Genomic DNA, 15,611 nt, shown 5'->3' with positions numbered 1-15,611 from the left:
TGGCTATTTTTTGGGAAATCGAAGATGCAAGGATTTTTAACGATAAGTTTATAAACTTCACGATGATCATTTCGTTGTTCATTACTCTCGCTCTGGCTGTTTTATTACATATAATTTCTAAATATTACAACAACCGCGTCGGGCGTTTATAACGATTTAATACACTCTTTTGCTGACGGATGAACCGTTATACCCGTCAGTTTTCTGAAAATGACATTATATTAAGACGGAAGTCACATAAATATAAGTGATATTCAGTGGTGTTTTTTCTGAAAATTCTCACAACTCTTAACTTATTTTTTGCAATTCATAAACACCTGTATCGATGTGACGGGAGTTATTGTGTAAGTATCATTGTCTGGCACCGCATTCCGTTGGGCAATGACAGCCCCTTTTTGTGTTGGTAGCGCTGAAAGGGGCGCTTTTTCTCGTCAATTGGACTGGATGCCTATGGCTAAATTGAAAGACAGAACGCCGAAAGTTGGTGGTCGCTCAGCGGCATTTCAACTGCGTATTCATCCCGAACTTCATGACCAGCTAAAAGCGTTAACTGATAATGATAACATTACACTCTCTTGTTGGTTGAAAGAGCTGGCGAGGCGTGAATTGCGCCGTCGGGGCATTGAACCGAAAGGTTGAAAGGGCTGAAAAGCACAAAATGAAAAAGATGATGGGGTCTAACCATCTCGTTTCAGCACGATGTGCTTATCGGTAGTGTTTGGCAAAATAATTTTTCGGAAACTTAACATTGTCAATATTTAGGCCCTTCTATAATTGTTCTCTTTTTTGAGAATGATCACTCTCATTATTATTCTTTTTTTACTCTATCGAGAATTCACCATGCGCTTAAAGATCCTCCCGGTGAGCCTGATGTTCCTGCTGGCTGCCTGCGACCAGAGTCCCACGTCCGGTGGCGGCAATCAGCCGGTATCTGTCGGTGTGACGACCTTACATAGTGAACCCGTGACACTTTTTACCCAGTTACCAGGACGTACCACTGCAGTACGGACAGCTGAAGTCCGTCCGCAAGTCAGCGGTATCATCCTTAAACGGTTATTTACCGAAGGGGCGGAAGTGACGGCGGGCGAACAGTTGTATCAAATTGACCCAGCCACTTATCAGGCGGCCTATGACAAGGCCGCTGCGACCCTGACCAATGCCAATAAGCTTGCGCAGCGCTATAAGCCTCTTGCCGCCGTACATGCTATTAGTGGGCAGGCTTATGACGATGCCGTCGCCGCTGCGCGCGAAGCTCAGGCCGATCTGGAAACGGCGCGGGTCAATCTCAACTATACCAAAGTTCGGGCACCGATTTCCGGTCACATCGGTCGGTCGCTATATACAGAAGGTGCGTTGGTCACCAACGGCCAGACCAGTTACCTGACCACTATTCAGCAACTTGACCCCATTTATGTCGATGTCAGTGAATCCTCACAGGATCTGCTGCGTCAACGTCGTGCGCTGGCTGACGGTAAGCTGAAAGCCGTGGGTGACAACGCTGCGGCGGTGAGATTGCAGTTGGAAGATGACTCAGCCTATCCGCTGGAAGGCAAACTGGAGTTCTCGGAAGTGACGGTTGATCAAAGCACCGGCAGCGTCACCATGCGTGCGGCATTCCCTAACCCAGACCATGTACTGCTGCCGGGTATGTTTGTCCATGCCAGCTTCCCTCAAGGTGTGGCTGCACAGGGCATCCTCGCGCCTCAGGAAGCGATCATGCACGACACCAAAGGTAAGCCGTATGTCTTCCTGGTCACCGCGAATAATAGCGTGGTCCAGCAAACCATTACCACCGGTGAAATGATCAACGGCAAATGGCTGGTGACCTCCGGTCTGAAAAACGGTGACCGGGTCGTGGTGAATGGGCTGCAAAACGTGAAGGTTGGCAGCAAGGTCAGCCCGAACGAAAGCCAGGAAAGAGCCGCGCCGCAGATCAATCTGTCGACCACTGATCCTTCAGCGCAGTAGAGGAAATCTGATGTCTAAATTTTTCATTGAGCGCCCCATCTTTGCCTGGGTGGTGGCGATCATTGTGATGCTGGTCGGTGGTTTGTCGATCCTCAAGCTGCCGATTAACCAGTATCCCAATATCGCGCCACCAGCGATTTCTATCCAGGTGACCTACCCGGGGGCCAGTGCTGAAACGGCGCAAAATACCGTGGTACAGGTCATTGAACAGCAGCTTAATGGTCTTGATAATCTGCGTTATATCGAATCACAGAGTAACAGTGATGGTAGCGCCACGATAATCGTCACCTTCGATCAGGGGACTGATCCGGATATCGCTCAGGTCCAGGTACAGAACAAAGTGTCGCTGGCGGAATCCCAACTGCCGACTGAAGTGACCGAGCAGGGCATTAACGTCCGTAAATATCAGGCTAACTTCATGCTGGTAGTCAGTCTGATCTCCACCGACGGCAAAATGAGCAACGGCGACCTGACCGACCTGCTGGTTTCCAAACTGGAAGATCCGATTTCACGTACCAAAGGCGTGGGCGATTTCCTGGTGTTGGGTTCGGAATACGGTATGCGTATCTGGCTTGATCCGTCAAAACTGTATAAGTACCAGTTGATTCCCAGCGATGTTACCACCGCTATCAATCAACAAAACGTGCAGGTCTCCAGCGGTAAACTGGCAGGGTTGCCGACCATACCTGGTGCGAAATTCAGTGCGACGATTATCGGCAAAACACGTCTGCAGACCGTACAACAGTTTGAAAATATTCTGCTGAAAGTCAATCCGGATGGTTCGCAGGTGCGACTGAAAGATGTGGCGAAGATTGATCTGGGGCCGCAGGATTACAGCATTTCCGCTACCTATAACGGCGAACCTTCTTCCGGTATCGCTCTGCGCCTGGCCAGTGGGGGGAACGTGCTGGACGCGATCAGGGCTGTACGTGCCACTGTGGACGGTCTCAAATCTTCCCTGCCGTCAGGCGTACAGGTGACATTCCCTTATGACACTTCTCCAGTGGTTAGCGCCTCAATTGAAGAAGTGGTGAAAACCCTGTTTGAAGCGATAGCCCTGGTGTTCCTGGTGATGCTGGTGTTCCTGCAGAACCTGCGAGCCACGCTGATCACCACCATGGTGGTGCCCGTGGTGCTGTTGGGCACTTTCGGTATTCTTGCCGCTTGTGGCTATACCATTAACACCCTGACGATGTTCGGGATGGTGTTGGCGATAGGCTTGCTGGTGGATGATGCCATCGTGGTAGTGGAAAACGTCGAGCGTGTCATGCACGACGAAGGTTTGGATCCGAAAGCCGCCACTATCAAGTCGATGGAACAAATTCAGGGGGCGTTGTTCGGCATTGCGTTGGTGCTTTCTGCTGTGCTGTTGCCGATGGCTTTCTTCAGTGGATCGACGGGAGTTATCTACCGCCAGTTCTCCATCACTATTGTTTCGGCGATGGCGTTGTCAGTGCTGATGGCGATGATTTTCACCCCGGCGTTATGTGCAACCATGCTTAAATCAGGCTCGGCTGAACACAAAACTAAAGGTTTTGCTGGCTGGTTTAACCGTAAGTTCGATGCCGGCACGTTGCGCTACACCCGCGGTGTTAGCACGGTACTCTCCAAACGCAAACTGTTCCTGGTTATCTATCTGGTGTTGGTTGGTCTGACCGGTTATTTGTTCACCCGCGTGCCAACCTCGTTCCTGCCGGATGAGGATCAGGGGGTGATGATGATACAGATCACGTTGCCAGCCAATGCCTCGGCTGAGCGTACGCAGCAGGTGCTGGATGATATCCAGTCATGGTTGTTGAAGAATGAACCGGAAGTCAGCTCGGTGTTCTCGCCAAACGGCTTTAGCTTCTCCGGACGTGGTCAAAACACCGCGATGTCATTTGTGTTGCTTAAGCCGTGGGATCAGCGCAACAGCAACCAGTCAGTACAGAAGCTGGCGCAACGTACCATGGCGCACTTCATCACCCTGAAAGATGCCAAAGTTTTCGCACTGGTGCCGCCTGCGGTCATGGAACTGGGGAATGCCACCGGTTTCGACTTCTTCCTGCAGGATATCAACAACCAGGGGCATGCAGCGCTGATGGCAGCTCGTAACCAGTTCCTGGCGATGGCCGCGCAGGATAAACGTTTGACGGCGACGCGTCCAAATGGCATGGAAGATGAGCCTCAGTATCACCTGATCATTGATGATGAGCGTGCGCGGGCGCTGGGTCTGAGTCTGGAAGATATCAATGATACGCTCTCCACGGCGTGGGGCTCCAGCTATGTCAATCAGTTCATCTACAATGGTCGGGTGAAGAAGGTGTATATCCAGGGGAACGCCGGTTCGCGCGTCACACCGGAAGATCTGGATAAATGGTACTTCCGTAACGCCAGCGGCGACATGGTGCCGTTCTCTGCTTTTGGTAGCGGTAAGTGGGAATACGGTTCACCACGTTATGAACGTTTTAACGGTGTTTCAGCGGTGGAAATCATGGGATCCCCGGCCAGCGGCTATAGCTCGGGCGATGCGGTGAAAGCGGTAGAAGAGATAGCCGCCAAACTGCCAAAAGGCTTCCGGGTACAGTGGCATGGTCTGTCGTATGAAGAACAGAGCTCGGGTTCGCAAACGCCAGCGTTGTACTCGATCTCGATTCTGGTGGTGTTCCTGTGCCTGGCCGCATTGTACGAAAGCTGGTCGATCCCGTTCTCGGTGATTATGGTGGTGCCGCTGGGGGTGATTGGCACTATTCTCGCGGTACTGATGCGTGGACTGGAAAACGACGTCTTCTTCCAGGTGGGCCTACTGACCACTGTCGGCCTGGCGGCGAAGAATGCCATCCTGATTGTTGAGTTCGCCAAAGATCTGCATGAGAAAGAAGGTAAGGGGCTGGTAGAGGCTGCGATGGAAGCGGCGAAACTGCGTATCCGTCCAATCATCATGACCTCGATGGCCTTTGTGCTTGGCGTATTTCCGCTGACCATTTCCCATGGTGCGGGCGCCGGCAGTCAGCACTCCATTGGTACAGGTGTGGTGGGTGGGATGATTACCGCCACCTTCCTCGCTATCTTCTTCGTACCGATGTTTTACGTTGTTGTCGCTCAGCTCTTCTCTGGTAAGAAAAAAACAAAAACTGAGGTAAAAGAATAATGCAACGTAAGACTTATTCACTGGCCGTATTGCCACTGGCAATGATGCTGGTGCTGAGCGGCTGTACGATGGAGCCTGACTACCATCGTCCTGCGTTGCCGGTGGCGGCGCACTACGATCAGCAGGGCAAAGCCATGGCGGGTAACGGCGCGGATATCCGTTGGCAAAACTTCTTCACCGATCCGGTGATGCATAAGTTGATCGCGTTGTCACTGGCGAATAACCGTGATCTGCGGGTGGCCGCGCTGAATGTCGATGTGGCCCGTTCGCAGGTGCAGATTAACCGGGCCGCGCTGCTGCCTTCTGTTGATATGAGCGCCTCGCAAACCTCGGCTCACCTGCCGGGCAACCTGTACAACACCTCCTCGAGCGGCCCAGTGACTTATCACGAGCTCAACACCAGTCTGGGGGTGAGTGCCTGGGAACTGGATTTCTTCGGGCGGCTGCGCAGCCTGCGCGATAAGGCGCTGGAAAGTTATCTGGCTACCGCCGCCACGCAGCGGGCGACACAAATCAGTCTGATTTCCGAGGTGGCGTCATCCTATCTGTCGCTGTGTGCGGATAACGATTTGCTGCAGTTAGCGCAGGATACGGTGAAAAGCCAACAGGACTCTTATGACCTGACGAAGCGTAGCTTCGAAGGGGGGGTCAGTAGCGAGCAGGATTTGGTCCAGGCGGAAACCTCGGTACGTAGCGCGCAGGCAGACATAGCAACCTATACCCGCCAGGTGCGTCAGGATGTCAACGCCTTGCGGCTGTTGGTGGGGACTGACCTGCCGTCAGACATGTTGGCGAATGCCCGTTTGAAAAAAGGTTGGCGCTTCCCGGCAACACCGGCCGGGTTACCGTCCGATCTGCTGACTCGTCGTCCGGATATTATTGCTGCTGAGCACACCCTGAAAGCCGCTAACGCTAATATTGGGGCTGCACGTGCGGCCTTCTTCCCTAGCATTACGCTGACTGCATCCGGTGGTTCGACCTCCAGCAGTCTGGGACATCTGCTGGAAGGCGGTACTGCAGCATGGTCATTTGGCCCGAGTATTAATCTGCCGATCTTTGATGGTGGGGTGAATACGGCTAATCTTAATATCGCTCATCTGCAAAAACGTATTGAAATTGCTGACTATGAAAAGGCGATCCAGACCGCGTTCAAAGAAGTTGGCGATGCGTTGGCCGCTCAGGATACATATCAGGATGAGCTGACGGCACGCCTGCAGGACGAGCAGGCAAACCAGAAAAACTATGATTTTGCCCATATTCGCTATCAGGAAGGTGTGGACAATTATCTGAATGTACTGGTGGCGCAACGTTCACTCTATGCTGTGCAAAAATCGCTGATAACCACCCAGCTAGGCCAGCTCAACCAGCAAATAGCGTTGTATAAAGCGCTGGGTGGTGGATGGAAATCATGATAGTGGGCGCATTTTAACAAAATCCTTACATTATGGGGATGGAAATTAATCAACGTGCTCAACCATAATAGCCACAGGCCAGTTTTTGCTGGCCTGACTTTTTTCAGGGGTGGCGAAATGCCTTTTTGATTTTTACTTTATTTGACTCCACAGAGCCTCATGACCCTAACGACTGCCAAAACCTCATCTTCATGGCGTAAAAAAATCCTGTTACTGATCCTGATAATCCTCATCGCGCTACTGGTCTGGCGTTTCTGGCCACATGGAACGACAGGGCATCAAGGTGCGGGTGGACCTCCAGGCGGTGGCGGAGGCCCAGGGGGGCCGGGTGGACCTGGCGGTATGATGATGTCAGGGCCGACGCCGGTTCATGCCGGGGGAGTGACCACCGCAGATGTACCGGTTTATCTGACGGCGTTAGGCACGGTTATTCCCAACGCCACGGTGACGGTGACCAGCCGGGTGGATGGTCAATTGATGCAGGTGTACTTCACTGAAGGGCAGAAAGTAGCGGAAGGGCAGTTACTGGCGCAGATTGACCCGCGCAGCTATCAGGCGACCCTGGCGCAGTATCAGGGCGAGCTGAGTCAGAATCAGGCGTTGCTGAAAAGTGCCGAGTTGACCCTGGCCCGTTACCAAAAATTGTTCGCGCAGGACTCGTTATCCCGTCAGGATCTTGATGCGCAAATTGCTACAGTCGGGCAATATCGTGGGGCGATTAAAGCGGATCTGGCGCAAATTGCCGCCGCGAAACTCAACATCGATTATGCCCGTATTACCGCACCGATTTCTGGCCGGGTGGGGCTACGCCTGGTAGACGCCGGGAATATGGTGCATTCCTCGGATACTGGCGGTATCGTCACGATTACTCAGACACAACCCGCCGCCGTGACCTTTAGCGTTCCGCAGAGCAATATTCCGACGTTGGTAAACGTGTTGCATAATGGTCAGAGTTTGCCTGCCACTGCTTTCGATCAGGATGGCAACCGTGAGCTGTCGGTGGGTAAGGTGCAGTTTATCAGCAACCAGATTGATACCAGTACCGGCACGGTAGAGTTGAAAGCGCTGTTTGATAACCAGGATGAAGCGTTGTATCCCAACCAGTTCGTCAATCTTCGGTTGCAGACCGGCACGTTGAAACAGGCCACGGTTATTCCCGCGCAGGCTTTGCAACTGAGCAGTGATGGCAGCTTTGTCTATGTTATTAATCAGGATAATACCGTTACGCGTAAAGCGGTGAAAGCCGGCCCCCCACTGGGCGAAACGCAACAAGCTATTCTCGATGGGGTGACGGCTGGCGAGCGAGTGGTGACGGAAGGCATTGATCGTCTGAGTAATGGCAGCAAAGTGTCGGTGATTACCGCGGCTGAGACCCTGGCCGCTAGCGGGAGCGCGAAAGCGCAATGAATCCTTCCCGCATCTTTATTGAGCGCCCGGTCGCCACCATTTTGCTGATGGTCGGGGTGCTGATTTCTGGTATTTTTGCCTATCGTTTCCTGTCCACCTCGGCACTGCCGCAGGTGGATTACCCGACCATTCAGGTCACGACGCTTTATCCGGGAGCCAGTCCGGATGTGATGGCCTCTTCGGTCACTGCTCCGTTGGAACGCCAGTTGGGACAGATGGCTGGGTTGAGCCAGATGACCTCCAGCAGTTCCAGCGGCGCCTCGGTGATTACGCTAACGTTCTCACTTGACCTGTCGTTGGATGTTGCCGAGCAGGAGGTGCAGGCGGCGATCAACGCGGCGGATAATCTGTTACCGAATGACCTGCCTAATCCGCCGACCTATAAAAAGGTCAACCCGGCGGATACCGCGGTGATAACCCTGGCCGCCAGTTCCAGTACCTTGCCGCTGATTAAAGTACAGGATCTGGTCAACACGCGTATCGCACTCAAGCTGTCGCAGATCTCCGGCGTTGGCATGGTGACACTGGCGGGCGGCCACCAACCGGCGATCCGGGTCCAGATGAATCCGCAGGCGTTGGCGGCGCACGGATTGACGCTGGAAGACGTCAATACCTTGATCAGCAACAGCAACGTGAACGGTTCGAAAGGGGGCTTTGACGGCCGTTATCATTCCGTCACTATTGATGCCAATGATCAGCTACGTACCGCTGAAGAGTACGGCAATCTGATCCTGACCTATCAGAACGGCGCAGCGCTGAGACTGCGTGATATTGCTCATATTCAGCAGGCGCCGGAGAATATTTACCAGTCCGCCTGGGCTAACAATCAGCCGGCGATAGTGATCAGCGTGCAGCGCCAGCCGGGAGCCAATGTTATCGCGGTGGTCGACAGTATTAAGGCCAGACTGCCAGCCCTGCAGGCCGCATTGCCCGATGGCGTGAAAATACAGGTCCTCTCTGATCGTACACAAACTATCCGCGCCTCAATCAGCGACGTGCAATTTGAACTGATGCTGTCGATTGCGTTGGTGGTGATGGTGACTTTCCTGTTCCTGCGTAACGTCGCCGCGACGTTAATCCCCAGTGTGGCGGTGCCGCTGTCGCTGATCGGGACTTTTGGTGTGATGTATCTGGCGGATTTCAGCCTGAACAACCTGTCGCTGATGGCGCTGACTATCGCTACCGGCTTTGTTATCGATGATGCCATTGTGGTGGTGGAGAACATTTCCCGGCGGCTGGAGCAGGGCGAAACACCGATGGAGGCGGCGCTGAAAGGCTCAGCGCAAATTGGTTTCACTATTATTTCCCTGACATTTTCGCTGATCGCGGTATTGATCCCACTGTTGTTTATGGGGGATGTCGTTGGGCGTCTGTTCCGCGAGTTCGCCATTACCCTGGCGGTATCGATTCTGGTCTCAATGGGAGTCTCGCTGACGCTGACGCCGATGCTGTGTGCTTATCTGCTGCGCCATATCCCGCAAGATCGCCAGAGTCGTTTTTACCGTAAAGGGGGAGAATTTTTCGATAAGTTGGTGGCTGGATATGACCGCCTGCTGACCGTGGTACTCAATCATCAACGCGTCACGTTGCTGGTGGCGATGGCGACGTTGGTGTTTACCGCGCTGTTATATGTGATTATCCCGAAAGGTTTTTTCCCGACCCAGGATACTGGACTGATTCAGGGTATCACTGTGGCCTCGCAGGATGTCTCGTTCAGTGAAATGGCGAAGCGTCAGCAGCAGTTGGCGGAGATCGTGTTAAAAAACCCGGCAGTGGACAGTCTGTCATCGACCATTGGTATTGACGGCAGCAATACCAGCCTGAATAGCGGTCGTCTGCAGATTAACCTTAAGCCGTTTGAGAAACGTGACCAGCGGGTCAGCCAGGTGATTGCCGAGCTACAGCAGGCGACGCAAAAGGTGCCGGGCATCCAGTTGTATATGCTGGCTGCACAGGATCTGACGGTCAACGATCAGGTCACGCCAGCGCAGTACCAGTTTTCTCTGGACGATGCTGACAGTGAAAATCTGGTTAAGTGGTCGCCTGAGCTGGTCGCCGCGCTGCAAAAGCGCCCGGAGTTTAGCTCAGTGGTGAGTAACTTACAGGATCAGGGCCAGGTTGCTTATGTCGAGTTGAACCGCGATAAGGCTGCCCGTTATGGCATCACCGCGGCGGATGTCGATACTGCGCTGTATAACGCGTTTGGGCAACGACTGGTGTCGACGATTTTTACGCAGTCCAATCAGTACCGCGTGGTGCTGGAGGTGGCGCCTAAATATCAGCAGTCGCCCGCATCGTTTGACGATGTTTATCTGGCAACGACGAACAGTTCCAGCGTATCAACCGCCAGCAACGGTTCGTCATCCAGCGATTCATCATCAGACAGCTCATCCTCTTCTGACAGTACCCGCAGCGCCACAACCGGAATGGTTAAGCTGACTTCTGTCGCCACGATTCATCAGCGTATTGGCTCGCTGGTGCATATGCGACTGAACCAGTTCCCGGCAGTGACCATCTCATTCAACCTGCATGATGGTTATTCGCTGGAAGATGCGCAGAAGGCTATAGCGGAAACCCAGCAAACGCTGGCCCTGCCCGCCAGTATCACCTTGCGTTATCAGGGAGAAACCGCGGCGTTTCAGAATGCCACCAGCAACACGTTGTGGCTGATCCTCGCCGCATTGATGACCATGTATGTGGTATTGGGCATCCTGTATGAAAGCTTTATCCATCCGGTGACTATTCTGTCCACCTTGCCGTCTGCGGCAGTGGGGGCATTGCTGACGCTGTTGCTGGCCGGCAGTGAATTCAGTTTGATTGCCTTGATCGGGGTGATATTGCTGATCGGCATTGTCAAAAAGAACGCGATAATGATGATCGACTTTGCGCTGGAGGCGGAAAAAAACCAGCACCTCAGCCCGCGAGAAGCGATCCACCAGGCCTGTCTGTTGCGTTTCCGGCCGATTTTGATGACCACCATGGCGGCGTTACTGGGCGCACTGCCGTTGATGCTGGCTTCCGGCTCTGGTGCGGAGCTGCGTCAGCCGCTGGGGCTGGTGATCGTCGGTGGTTTGGTGTTCAGCCAGGTGCTGACGCTGTTCTCCACCCCGGTTATCTATCTGTGGTTTGACCGTATGGCTGAACGTGGACGCCGCAGGATGCGTAAAGCGGTACAACGCCCATGAATATCACGCGGCTGTTTATCTTCCGGCCTGTCGCCACGTTGCTGCTGACGTTAGCCGTGCTGCTGCTGGGGGGGTTAGGTTATCGTCTGCTGCCAGTGGCGCCGCTGCCACAGGTGGATTTTCCGACCATTATGGTCAGTGCCAGTCTGGCCGGAGCCAGTCCGGAAACCATGGCGGCAACGGTCGCCACGCCGCTGGAACGTGCGTTGGGTGAAATTGCCGGGGTCACTGAAATGACCTCCAGCAGTTCGCAGGGATCGAGCAATATTATTTTGCAGTTCGAACTCGATCGTGACATCAACGGTGCGGCGCGGGATGTGCAGGCGGCGATCAACGCGTCCCGCAGTCTGTTGCCGAGTAGTATGGTCACGCTACCCACCTATCGTAAGGCTAACCCGTCCGATGCACCGATTGTGATGCTGGCTCTGACCTCGGCCACCCGCCCTAAGGGGGAGTTGTATGATCTGGCCGACAGCAAGATCAGCCAGAAAATAGCCCAGGTACAGGGCGTGGGGGATGTGTCGCTGATGGGCAGCGCCTTACCCGCAGTGAGGATTGATTTGCAGCCGCAGATGCTGACTCACTTCGGCATTTCGCTGGATACGGTGCGCGCGGCCATCTCCAACAGCACCACCAATCTGCCGAAAGGCATGTTACAAGGGAATAAACAGTCGTGGGTGGTGGACAGCAACGGTCAACTGGATCAGGCCAGCCAGTACCGTCATCTGGTGGTCCGCTATCAGGATGGAAAAGCGATTCATCTCAGCGATGTCGCCACCGTTTATGACTCGGTAGAAGATAAATACAACGTTGGCTACTACAACGGTACGCCGTCGGTGATGATCGGCGTCACTCGCCAGGCCGGGGCGAACATGCTGAAAACCATCGATGCGATTAAGGCGCAATTACCGCTATTGGAAAAAGAGCTGCCTGCTGATGTGGCGTTAAAAATCGTGGTTGACCGTTCTCCCAACATTCGGGCTTCATTGTATGACACCGAAGAAACACTGTTGATTGCCGTCCTGTTGGTTATCGGCGTGGTTTTTGTCTTTTTGCGCAACTTGCAGGCGGTCATTATCCCGGCGCTGGCGTTGCCGGTTTCGCTGATTGGCACCTGCGCGGTCATGTACATCCTGGGCTACAGTCTGGATAACCTGTCGTTGATGGCGCTGATTATCGCCACGGGGTTCGTGGTGGATGACGCCATCGTGGTGTTGGAAAATATCACCCGTTATATCGAAGAGGGCTTGAGTCCGGTCCGTGCGGCATTGAAAGGGGCACATGAAGTCAGTTTCACCGTGCTGTCAATGACGCTTTCACTGGTGGCGGTGTTTATCCCGATTTTGTTGATGGGCAGTATCGTTGGGCGATTGTTCCGCGAGTTTGCCGTAACGCTGACCGTCTCGCTGATTATTTCCATGCTGGTCTCACTGAGCCTGACGCCGATGCTCTGTGCCCGGCTCCTGAAACGTAAGCCGAAAGTGACTGTGCGGCCACATCCATTGTATCAGTGGATTGAGAACGGGCTGAACCGGCTGTTGGCGGCGTATGCTGCGGCGCTGAACTGGGTAATGCGCCACCAGCGGCTGACCCTGTTCAGCTTGCTCCTGACGGTTGCCCTCAACCTGTTTTTGTACTCGGTGGTGCAAAAAGGCTTTTTCCCTAACCAGGATACCGGACTGTTGATGGGGATGTTGCGTGCCGATCAGAATGTCTCTTTCCAGGCCATGAAGCCGAAAATGCAACAATTTGCGCAAATGATCCAGCAGGATCCGGCGGTGGATGGGGTGATGTCTTCAATGGGCAGCGGCGCTTTTGGTTCGCGTAACTCCGCTAATTTTTTTGTACATCTGAAAGATTTTGAGCAGCGTGATGCGACGGCCAGCGAGGTCGCGAACCGCTTGAGTAGTAAGGCCCGTAATATCCCCGGCGTCGAGTTGTTCCTGATGGCGGCACAGGATATTCATATTGGCGGACGTAGCGCCAATGCGTCTTATCAGTACAGCTTACAGGCAGACGATTTGGATACACTGCGAGTCTGGACGCCGAAAGTAAAAGCCGCACTGGAAGCCATTCCCCAGTTGACCAGTGTCGATTCTGATTCGCAGACTGGCGGCCAGGAAGTGATGATTAACATTGATCGTGATCGCGCCAAACGACTGGGGGTGAACGTCAACATGTTGGATACATTGTTGAATAACGCTTTCGCCCAGCGTCAGGTGGCAACGCTGTATAAAACGCTAAACCAGTATCATGTGGTGATGTCGTTACAGGATGCTTACACGCGTGACCCGGATATGTTGAACAAAATGTATGTGGTCAATGATGACGGCGACCCGATCCCGCTCTCTGCTTTTGCCTCTTTTAGCGGGGCGAATGCGCCATTGTCGGTAGCGCACCAGGGGCAGTCGGCGACCAGCACCATCGCCTTTAATCTGGCGGACGGTGTATCACTGGAACAGGCGTCCGTGCTAATTAAAACCGCGATGGCAAAAATCGCGTTGCCAGACAATATCCAGGCGGGATTCCAGGGGACAGCGAAAGCCTTTGCCGACCTGGCTGCGTCGATGCCGTGGTTGATTCTGGCGGCGCTGGCGGCGGTCTATATTGTGCTGGGGATGCTGTATGAAAGTTATATTCATCCGCTGACCATCCTTTCCACCCTGCCTTCCGCAGGGGTTGGCGCCTTATTGCTGCTGCTGTTGACTAATACTCAACTGACGGTAATCGCCTTGATTGGCATCCTGCTACTGATTGGTATTGTGAAGAAAAACGCCATTATGATGATCGATTTCGCCCTGTCCGCAGAGCGTCATCAGGGGCTGTCGCCGCAGCAGGCGATCATTCAGGCCTGCCTGATGCGCTTTCGCCCCATTATGATGACGACCCTGGCGGCCTTCTTTGGCGCGCTGCCGTTGGCTTTGGGCAGCGGCGGTGATGCCGACCTGCGCAGTCCGCTGGGGCTGGCGATTGTCGGTGGTTTGGCGCTGAGTCAGTTATTAACGCTATTCACCACCCCAGTGGTGTATCTCTACCTTGATCGCCTCAGCCGCGCCACGAAACGCCAGTGGGCACGCCTGCGGATGGTGCCTTAATTGATGATGAAGAAGAAAATGACGAAATTCACCCCGGTTTTGCTGGCGCTGCTACTGAGTGGTTGCGCTGTCGGTCCAGATTATCACCGGCCAACGGTTAAGGTGCCCAGTCAGTATAAAGAAGCGCAAGGCTGGCGTCAGGCACAGCCGCAGGATGGGCAGGACAAAGGTGAATGGTGGGCGGTTTACCATGATGAAACGCTCTCCGGCCTGTTGCGTCAGGTGGCTATCTCGAACCAGAATGTCGCGCAGTATGAAGCGCAGTATCGTCAGGCAAAAGCGTTGGTGGCGGCATCGCGTTCCGATTTGTTCCCCAGCGCCACCTATACCGGTTCCTCCACACGCAGCAGCAGTACGGGGGATTCTCAACGAACCACCAGTAACAGCCACTCGTTGCAAGCCAGCGCCAGTTGGGAACTGGATATCTGGGGCAAACTCAGACGTACCCTGGAAGAGAATAAAGCCAGCGCGCAGGCCAGCGCGGCAGAACTGGCGAATATTACCCTCAGCGCCCAGTCCGAACTGGCTCAGGACTACTTCCAGCTCCGGATTATGGATCAACAGATTGCGCTGTATCAGCAGAGTATTGCCGCTTATCAGCGCTACCTGACCGTCATTAATAACAAATATCAGGTGGGGAGCGAATCTCGCGCCACACTGGCTCAGGCACAGGCGCAACTGGAAAGCGCCCGGGCCTCGGCGCTGGATCTGCGCTGGCAGCGCGCGCAAACCGAACATGCCATCGCCATGCTGATTGGCAAGACGCCCGCCGAGTTCAGCTTGCCGGCCGCTAACCTGACCGCGACCTTGCCGACCATCCCGCAGTCCATTCCTTCCGAGTTGCTGCAGCGTCGTCCGGATATCGCTTATGCCGAGCGTAATGTGGCCGCCGCCAATGCAGCCGTCGGCGTGGCGATTGCCGGTTATTATCCTGACCTGACGCTGAGCGCCTCTGGTGGTTTTTCCAGCTCAACCTTGCATAATTTGATCTCGTTGCCGAATCGTGTCTGGTCGCTGGGGCCGGAACTGAGCGGTACGTTGCTGGATTTCGGCGCGACTTCCGCTAATGTTGAGCAGGCGAGAGCCAGCTACGACGCGGCAGTCGCCAGTTATCGCCAGGCGGTGTTGACGGGTTTCCAGGAAGTGGAAAATTATCTGGTCCAACTGCACACCTTGCAGGATGAAATACAGGCACAGCAGCTTGCGACAGAAGCGTCGAAAGAATCCGCTCGTGTGACGTATAACCAGTATCAGGCCGGGATGATTGATTATCTTGATGTGGCCACCACGGAAAATACCAGTCTGAGCGCACAGCAGAACCTGTTGTCATTACAAAGCACCCAGTGGCTCGCCAGTGTTGAGCTGATCGCCGCGCTGGGTGGAGGGTGGGATGCGAAGAATCTGCCGGAATAAT

The 15,611-nt window shown here is 54.1% G+C and carries 8 protein-coding genes; all 8 read left to right on the top strand.

Annotated elements, in window-relative coordinates:
* Positions 1–450 precede the first annotated feature (450 nt).
* The 8 genes from EH228_RS19730 (at position 451) to EH228_RS19695 (ending at position 15,610) form a co-directional block, all read left to right on the top strand.
* Positions 451–639: a toxin-antitoxin system HicB family antitoxin gene (locus EH228_RS19730; RefSeq protein WP_152323315.1), complete on the top strand. Its 189-nt coding sequence runs from the start codon at positions 451–453 to the stop codon at positions 637–639.
* Positions 640–840: 201 nt separating this feature from the next.
* A complete protein-coding gene (locus EH228_RS19725; RefSeq protein WP_152323314.1) occupies positions 841–1,968 on the top strand; it encodes an efflux RND transporter periplasmic adaptor subunit in 1,128 nt (375 codons plus the stop codon).
* A gap of 10 nt (positions 1,969–1,978) precedes the next feature.
* Complete coding sequence (locus tag EH228_RS19720; RefSeq protein WP_152323313.1) at positions 1,979–5,098, top strand: efflux RND transporter permease subunit; 3,120 nt, start codon at positions 1,979–1,981, stop codon at positions 5,096–5,098.
* Positions 5,098–6,510 (top strand): efflux transporter outer membrane subunit, encoded by a 1,413-nt coding sequence (locus EH228_RS19715; protein ID WP_152323312.1) that lies wholly within the window; start codon positions 5,098–5,100, stop codon positions 6,508–6,510. The genes EH228_RS19720 and EH228_RS19715 overlap by 1 nt, the downstream gene beginning before the upstream one ends.
* Before the next feature lie 159 nt (positions 6,511–6,669).
* Complete coding sequence (locus EH228_RS19710; protein WP_152323311.1) at positions 6,670–7,917, top strand: MdtA/MuxA family multidrug efflux RND transporter periplasmic adaptor subunit; 1,248 nt, start codon at positions 6,670–6,672, stop codon at positions 7,915–7,917.
* Positions 7,914–11,102 (top strand): efflux RND transporter permease subunit, encoded by a 3,189-nt coding sequence (locus EH228_RS19705; RefSeq protein ID WP_152323310.1) that lies wholly within the window; start codon positions 7,914–7,916, stop codon positions 11,100–11,102. The genes EH228_RS19710 and EH228_RS19705 overlap by 4 nt, the downstream gene beginning before the upstream one ends.
* Positions 11,099–14,197 (top strand): multidrug efflux RND transporter permease subunit, encoded by a 3,099-nt coding sequence (locus tag EH228_RS19700; RefSeq protein ID WP_152323309.1) that lies wholly within the window; start codon positions 11,099–11,101, stop codon positions 14,195–14,197. The genes EH228_RS19705 and EH228_RS19700 overlap by 4 nt, the downstream gene beginning before the upstream one ends.
* Before the next feature lie 18 nt (positions 14,198–14,215).
* Entirely contained in the window at positions 14,216–15,610 is a 1,395-nt protein-coding gene (locus EH228_RS19695) for an efflux transporter outer membrane subunit (RefSeq protein WP_240116333.1), read from the top strand.
* The last annotated feature ends 1 nt before the right edge of the window (position 15,611 follow it).

It is taken from the genome of Erwinia endophytica, assembly GCF_009295515.1.
Taxonomy (GTDB): domain Bacteria; phylum Pseudomonadota; class Gammaproteobacteria; order Enterobacterales; family Enterobacteriaceae; genus Erwinia; species Erwinia endophytica.
Note: the sequence above shows the minus strand (reverse complement) of the source record. Positions and strands in the feature narration are given on the sequence as shown.